The 5,594-nt window shown below is 66.7% G+C and carries 5 protein-coding genes and 2 pseudogenes; 3 read left to right on the plus strand and 4 right to left on the minus strand.

Features of this window, described 5'->3' with window-relative positions; genetic code table 11:
* From DBR20_RS23335 to DBR20_RS15955, 4 genes and pseudogenes are all read right to left on the minus strand, one after another.
* Positions 1-476: pseudogene (locus DBR20_RS23335) on the minus strand (3-phosphoshikimate 1-carboxyvinyltransferase); the annotation flags it as partial.
* A 74-nt stretch (positions 477-550) separates the two neighbouring features.
* Positions 551-1,741, minus strand: coding sequence for a prephenate dehydratase (pheA, locus tag DBR20_RS15945; protein WP_108266855.1), 1,191 nt, complete (start codon positions 1,739-1,741; stop codon positions 551-553).
* 51 nt (positions 1,742-1,792) lie between these two features.
* Entirely contained in the window at positions 1,793-2,878 is a 1,086-nt protein-coding gene (gene serC, locus DBR20_RS15950) for a 3-phosphoserine/phosphohydroxythreonine transaminase (RefSeq protein WP_108266857.1), read from the minus strand.
* Positions 2,879-3,131: 253 nt separating this feature from the next.
* Positions 3,132-3,941: an FHA domain-containing protein gene (locus DBR20_RS15955; protein ID WP_108266859.1), complete on the minus strand. Its 810-nt coding sequence runs from the start codon at positions 3,939-3,941 to the stop codon at positions 3,132-3,134.
* A 125-nt stretch (positions 3,942-4,066) separates the two neighbouring features.
* On the opposite strand from DBR20_RS15955, the gene DBR20_RS15960 reads away from it, so the two are divergent.
* The 3 genes and pseudogenes from DBR20_RS15960 to DBR20_RS23340 form a co-directional block, all read left to right on the plus strand.
* On the plus strand, positions 4,067-4,342 hold the full coding sequence (locus tag DBR20_RS15960) for a polyhydroxyalkanoic acid system family protein (RefSeq protein ID WP_025876985.1): 276 nt from the start codon (positions 4,067-4,069) through the stop codon (positions 4,340-4,342).
* 81 nt (positions 4,343-4,423) lie between these two features.
* Positions 4,424-4,915, plus strand: a complete 492-nt coding sequence (locus DBR20_RS15965; RefSeq protein ID WP_100552912.1) for a phasin family protein — start codon at positions 4,424-4,426, stop codon at positions 4,913-4,915.
* 360 nt (positions 4,916-5,275) lie between these two features.
* Positions 5,276-5,594: pseudogene (locus DBR20_RS23340) on the plus strand (restriction endonuclease); the annotation flags it as partial.

Consider the following 5,594-nt stretch of genomic DNA (forward strand, 5'->3'; position numbering starts at 1 on the left):
GTCTGCCCGCCATGCACGTGCAGCGGCGGCGTGCCGTCTGCCTCGGTGTCGATCTTCGCGCCCATCTGCGACAGCGGACCGGTGACGCGGCGCATCGGACGGCCGGACAGCGATTCGTCGCCAACCAGCGTGCTGTCGAATGCCTGACCGGCCAGCAGGCCGGCGAGCAGACGCATGCCGGTGCCGGCATTGCCGCAATCCAGCGGTGCGCTGGGTGCCTGCAGGCCGTCGATGCCGACGCCATGCACGATGCGCTGCGACGCACTGGGGGTTTCGATGCGCACGCCCAGCTGGCTGAAGATGCGCGCGGTGGCGCGGGTGTCTTCGCCTTCCAGGAAGCCTTCGATATGCGAGGTACCGTCGGCCAGCGCGGCGAACATCACCGAGCGGTGCGAGACCGACTTGTCGCCGGGAATGGTCAGGCTGCCCTGCAGGGGCTGGCCCTTGCGGGCGATCCAGTGCTGCGCGTTGCTCATCGTTGAATTGTTCCGTAAACGCCGGGTCGTCGGCGGTGCATCAGGGGCGGCGGCCGCAGCCGCCGCAGCAGGGATCAGGGCACGGCCACCGGATAGGAGCCAAGCACCTTGATCTGCGCCGAGTGCGCTTCCAGTTCGGCCAGTGCTGCCTGCATCGGCGCGTCGTCGATATGGCCGGCCAGGTCGATGAAGAAGCCGTATTCCCACTTGCCATGGTGCGAGGGACGCGACTCGATGCGGTTCATGCTGATGCCATGGCGCGCGAACGGGCTGAGCACATCGAACAGCGCGCCGGGCTTGTCATGGATGAACACCAGCACCGAAGTACGGTCGTGGCCGGAGGTCGGGAAGATGTTGCGGCCCACCACCAGGAAACGGGTGGTGTTGTCGGCATCGTTCTGGATCGGCTTGGTGACGACCTTCTTCAGGCCGTACACGTGGCCGGCGCTCTCGCCGCCGATGGCTGCAGCGTCGTCGGCATTACGCGCACGGCGCGCCCCTTCGGCATTGCTGGCCACCGGAATCTTCTCGGCCTTGGGCAGGTTGGCGCGCATCCATGCCGAGGTCTGCATGAACGACTGCGGATGGCCGTAGACGCGCTCGATGTCTTCGATGCGGCCACTGCGCGACATCAGGTACTGCTGCACGCGCAGTTCCACTTCGCCGCAGATTTTCAGGTTGGAGGTGAGGAACATGTCCAGGGTGATCTGGATGGTGCCCTGCCCCGAGTTCTCCACCGGCACCACGCCGAAATCGGCGTTGCCCGCTTCTACTTCCTGGAACACTTCTTCGATGCTGGCCATCGGCAGGCCCAGCGCCGAGCGGCCGAAGTGCTTGAGCACGGCCTGCTGGCTGAAGGTGCCTTCCGGACCGAGGTAACCGATCTTCAGCGGCTCCTGCTGGGCCAGGCAGGCCGACATGATTTCGCGGTAGACGTGCACCAGCAGTTCATCGCTGAGCGGGCCTTCGTTGCGGTCCACCACCATGCGCAACACCTGCGCTTCGCGCTCGGGGCGGTAGTAATCGACGGCGGCGGCGAGCTTGCCCTTGGCCTTGCCCACCTGGTGGGCGAACTGTGCGCGCTCGGCGATCAGTCTCTGGATGTCACGGTCGATCTGGTCGATCTTCGAACGCACATCGGCCAGCGCCAGTGGCGCCAGTGTCGGCACTGCGGTTGCCTTCGACTTGCCCTTGGGCTTGGAGGTGGCGCTGTCCTTGACCGGTTCGGCCTTCTTCGACGCCTTCTTGCTGGGTTTGCTTGCCATCGGAATTCCTTGTTGCGGGGCGCGCACCCGACGATGCGCGCCGTTCATTGCTCAGCCGTGACGCTGCTGGAAATCGGCCATGAAGGCGACCAGCGCCTCGGCCCCGGCCAGCGGCATGGCGTTGTAGAGCGACGCACGGATGCCACCGACCACCTTGTGGCCCTTCAGCGCCAGCAGGCCGGCGGCCTTGGCATCGGCGACGAAACGGGCATCGAGATCGGTGTTGGGCAGGAAGAACGGGATGTTCATCCGCGAGCGCGCCGAATGGGCGACCTCGTTGCGATAGAAGCCGCCGGAGGCATCGATGGCGCCGTACACCAGCGCGGCCTTGGCGGCGTTGCGCTTGGCGAACTCGACCACGCCGCCTTCGGCGAGCATCCACTTGAACACCAGGCCGGCCAGATACCAGTTCCAGGTGGGCGGCGTATTGAGCATGGAATCGCGGGCGACGTGCGAGCGGTAATCGAAGATGTCCGCGCGCGGCTGGCCACTGCGCTCCAGCAGGTCGCGACGGATGATCATCACCGCGATGCCGACCGGACCCAGGTTCTTCTGCGCACCGGCATAGATGACGCCGTAGCGGCGTACATCCAGCGGCTCGCTGGCGATGGACGAGCTGAAATCGGCCACCAGCGGCACGTCGCCGATCTCGGGCACATCACGGAACTCGACGCCGTGGATGGTCTCGTTGGCGGTGATGTGCACGTAGGCAGCATCGGGCGAAAGCTGCCAGCCGGCGCGCTCGGGCAGCTGGCGATAGCGTTCGGCCTCGCTGCTGGCGGCGACGTTGACGTCCACGTACGGGCTGGCCTGCTTGACCGCAGTCTTGCCCCAGTGGCCGGTGACCACGTAGTCGGCACGCTGGCCGGGGCTGGCGAAGTTGAGCGGGATCAAGGCCTGCTGGGTGGTGGCGCCACCGGGCAGGAACAGCACCGCATACTCTTCTGGGATATCGAGCAGGCGACGCAGGTCGGCCTCGGCCTCGGCGGCCACGGACATGAATTCCGGTCCGCGATGGCTCATTTCCACGATGGAGGCACCGCTACCGTGCCAGTCCAGCATTTCCGCCTGCGCCTGGCGCAGGACCGATTCCGGCAACGTTGCAGGGCCGGCACTGAAGTTGAACGCGCGCGTCATGGCACACCTGTGGGGCAAGACCCCTAGTATGCCGCACTGCACCAGCCTTGCGGCCTAGTGGCGCAAGGGAAATTTGGTTGCATCCGTATCCATTTGCCGCGCGCGGTGCGGGGCCGTGCATGGTCTTGGTAGCCGCCAACCTTGGTTGGCGTACGCCGGCAGGCGTCATGGGTGCGGAGGGAACGTGCCAACCAAGGTTGGCATCTACCAGAGCGAAGGCCGGTAGCGCCGGGCCATGCCCGGCGGATGCGGTTCAGCGCGCGCCGAACCACAGCAGCAGGCTGAGCACCGCCGCCAGCAGCAACGCACTGCCCAGCAGCCAGGGCCAGCGACGCACCCGACGCGGGGCGACCGGCACCACTGGCGCCTGTTCGGCTTCGTCGCCGCCTTCGTCATCGGCCAGCGGCGGGCGGCGGCGCGGGTCGTGCGGCACTTCCAGCACGAACCGGTGCTGGCCATCGAACACGACCTGGTCACCAGCCTGCAGCCAGCAGTGGCGCACGGCTACGCCGTTGACCCGGGTGCCATCGGCACTGCCCAGATCACGCAGCAATACACGTTCGCCATGCACTTCCACCCGCGCGTGCTGTTCGGCGAAGGCGGGCTCGTCAATCTCGATGTCGACATCGCTGCCACGGCCGATCACCCGCGTGCGCGACAGGGGGTAACTGCGGCCGTGATGCAGGCCACCGACACCGCGCAGCAGGCGCTGCTCGTCACCGTTGCCTTCGATGCTGGCGGCCGGCGCCGGTGCCTGCAGCAGGGTGTCGACCTCGCCCTGCAGGACCATTTCCACGCCGTCCACGTATACCGCGTCACCCGCCCGCAGCAGGGCCATGCGCCGTACCGGGCGACCGTTCACATGGATGCCGCGGATGCCGTTGCCGACCTGCAGCCAGAGGCCGCGGTCGTCCATGCAGAACTGCGCGAGCAGCAGCGCGCCGTTGCCGGCATCGCCCAGGCGCACGCTGCCGTTTGCCTGGCGCACGATGCGCTGCACCCCGGGCCGCAGCGGCTGGTCGGGCTGTTGTTGTTGACTGAAGTGAACTAGCAGGTTCTGCACGCGGCGCAGACTAGCAGGTTGGCCGCCCACGAAGAAGAACCTGCGATGAGCGCTTGGCGTGGGCGCTGTCGATGCGCACAATGCTCGCCCTCTCAATTGATCCCCGCCCTGCGCCAGGAGCCTGCATGTCCACCATCGATGTCCGCCACGCCCATACCCTGCCCGACACCCAGGCACGTGAAGCGATCGAACAGGTTGCCGCCAAGCTGGGCGAACGCTTCGGCCTGAAGTCGTCGTGGGCCGCCGACGTGTTGAACTTCTCCGGCAGCGGCGTGGACGGTGCGATCGAACTGCAGCCGGGCGCGGTGCGGGTAACGGCCAAGCTGGGCTTCCTGCTGTCGGCGATGAAGGGCATGGTGGAAAGCGAGATCCAGCGTGTGCTGAAGGAAAAGCTGGGCTGACCCTGCGCTGCGGCCATCACGGCCCAGCAACGTCGGCGCGCGCTACTCTCGGGGGTAGGCCCAACTCCCCCGGGAAGTGCGATGAACCGTTACGAGAATGACGACCGCCGCGACGACGATGCCGGCTTCGGCGACCAGGCAGAACGCTTTTCGCGCAAGCTGAGCGATTCGGCACAGCAGGTCTGGCTGGCCGGACTTGGCGCTCTGGGGCGCGCGCAGGCAGAAGGAGGCCGGTTCTTCGATGGCCTGGTGAAGGAAGGCGAAGCCTGGGAAGCCCGGCGCCGTGAGCGTACCGGCGAGCAGGAACCTGGCTGGCGCGACAACGTCGAGCACTCGCTGGACGAAGCTCGCGAGAAGGCCTCCGGGACGTGGGGCAAGGTCAACAAGGCGTTCGATGACCAGGTGCAGGGTGTGCTCAAGCGTCTGCACGTGCCGACCGCCGATGAAGTGACCGCGCTGGAAGCACGCATCGATGCACTGACCGCGCGCCTGGCCAAGCTGGAACATCGCGCCTCGACCGACGTCGACGCACCCTCGCCGGGCAGCCACCAGTCGCCAGGCAGCACGCCCTGAACCGCCTTTGTTGCAACGCAATAAATTTTCGTTGACAATCGCGTAGAACCCGCCAATCGCTTCGGCTGCCGTTTGTTCCCTCCCCTCACGGCTTCAGGATTGGCGGGTTTTTCGTGTCTGGCGCGTGCGGATCTGCGGGCTGCATCACGCTTGCTGTCGGGGACACCCTGACGCAATCGCCCGGTCGGCCCTTTACACTGTGGGCTTCCGTTTTCGCCCCTTCCGTCGTCGCCCTGCATGCTTCCCTGGATCCTGGCCCTGCTGTCGGCCCTGCTTACCTGCACCCTCGCCACCGTCTACCTCTGGTGGGTCAAGCGCCGACGTACCGAAATGCAACTGGGCCTGCAGGCCCTGGCTGGCATGCACTGGCGCGAGTTCTCCACCCTGATCAAACGCATGCTGCGCGAGCAGCGCGGCCTGCGTGAACTGCAGGACCCGAGCGAGGAAAGCCGTGAGCCGAGCAGCGATTTCCTGCTCAGCGACGGCCCGAACACCTGGCGGGTGTCGTGCAAGCACGGCCTGGCCTATCGCATCGGCACCGCTGCGGTGAACGAACTGGGCGCTGCCGCGCGACTGGCGGGCGCCAAGGGCGGCATGCTGATCACCGAAGGCCGGGTTGAGCGCGATGGTCTGACCGCCGCAGAGAAGCAGGCGGTGGAAGTGATCGACGGTCCGCGTC

It is taken from the genome of Stenotrophomonas sp. HMWF023 (assembly GCF_003060985.1).
In the GTDB taxonomy this organism is placed as follows: Bacteria; Pseudomonadota; Gammaproteobacteria; order Xanthomonadales; family Xanthomonadaceae; genus Stenotrophomonas; species Stenotrophomonas lactitubi.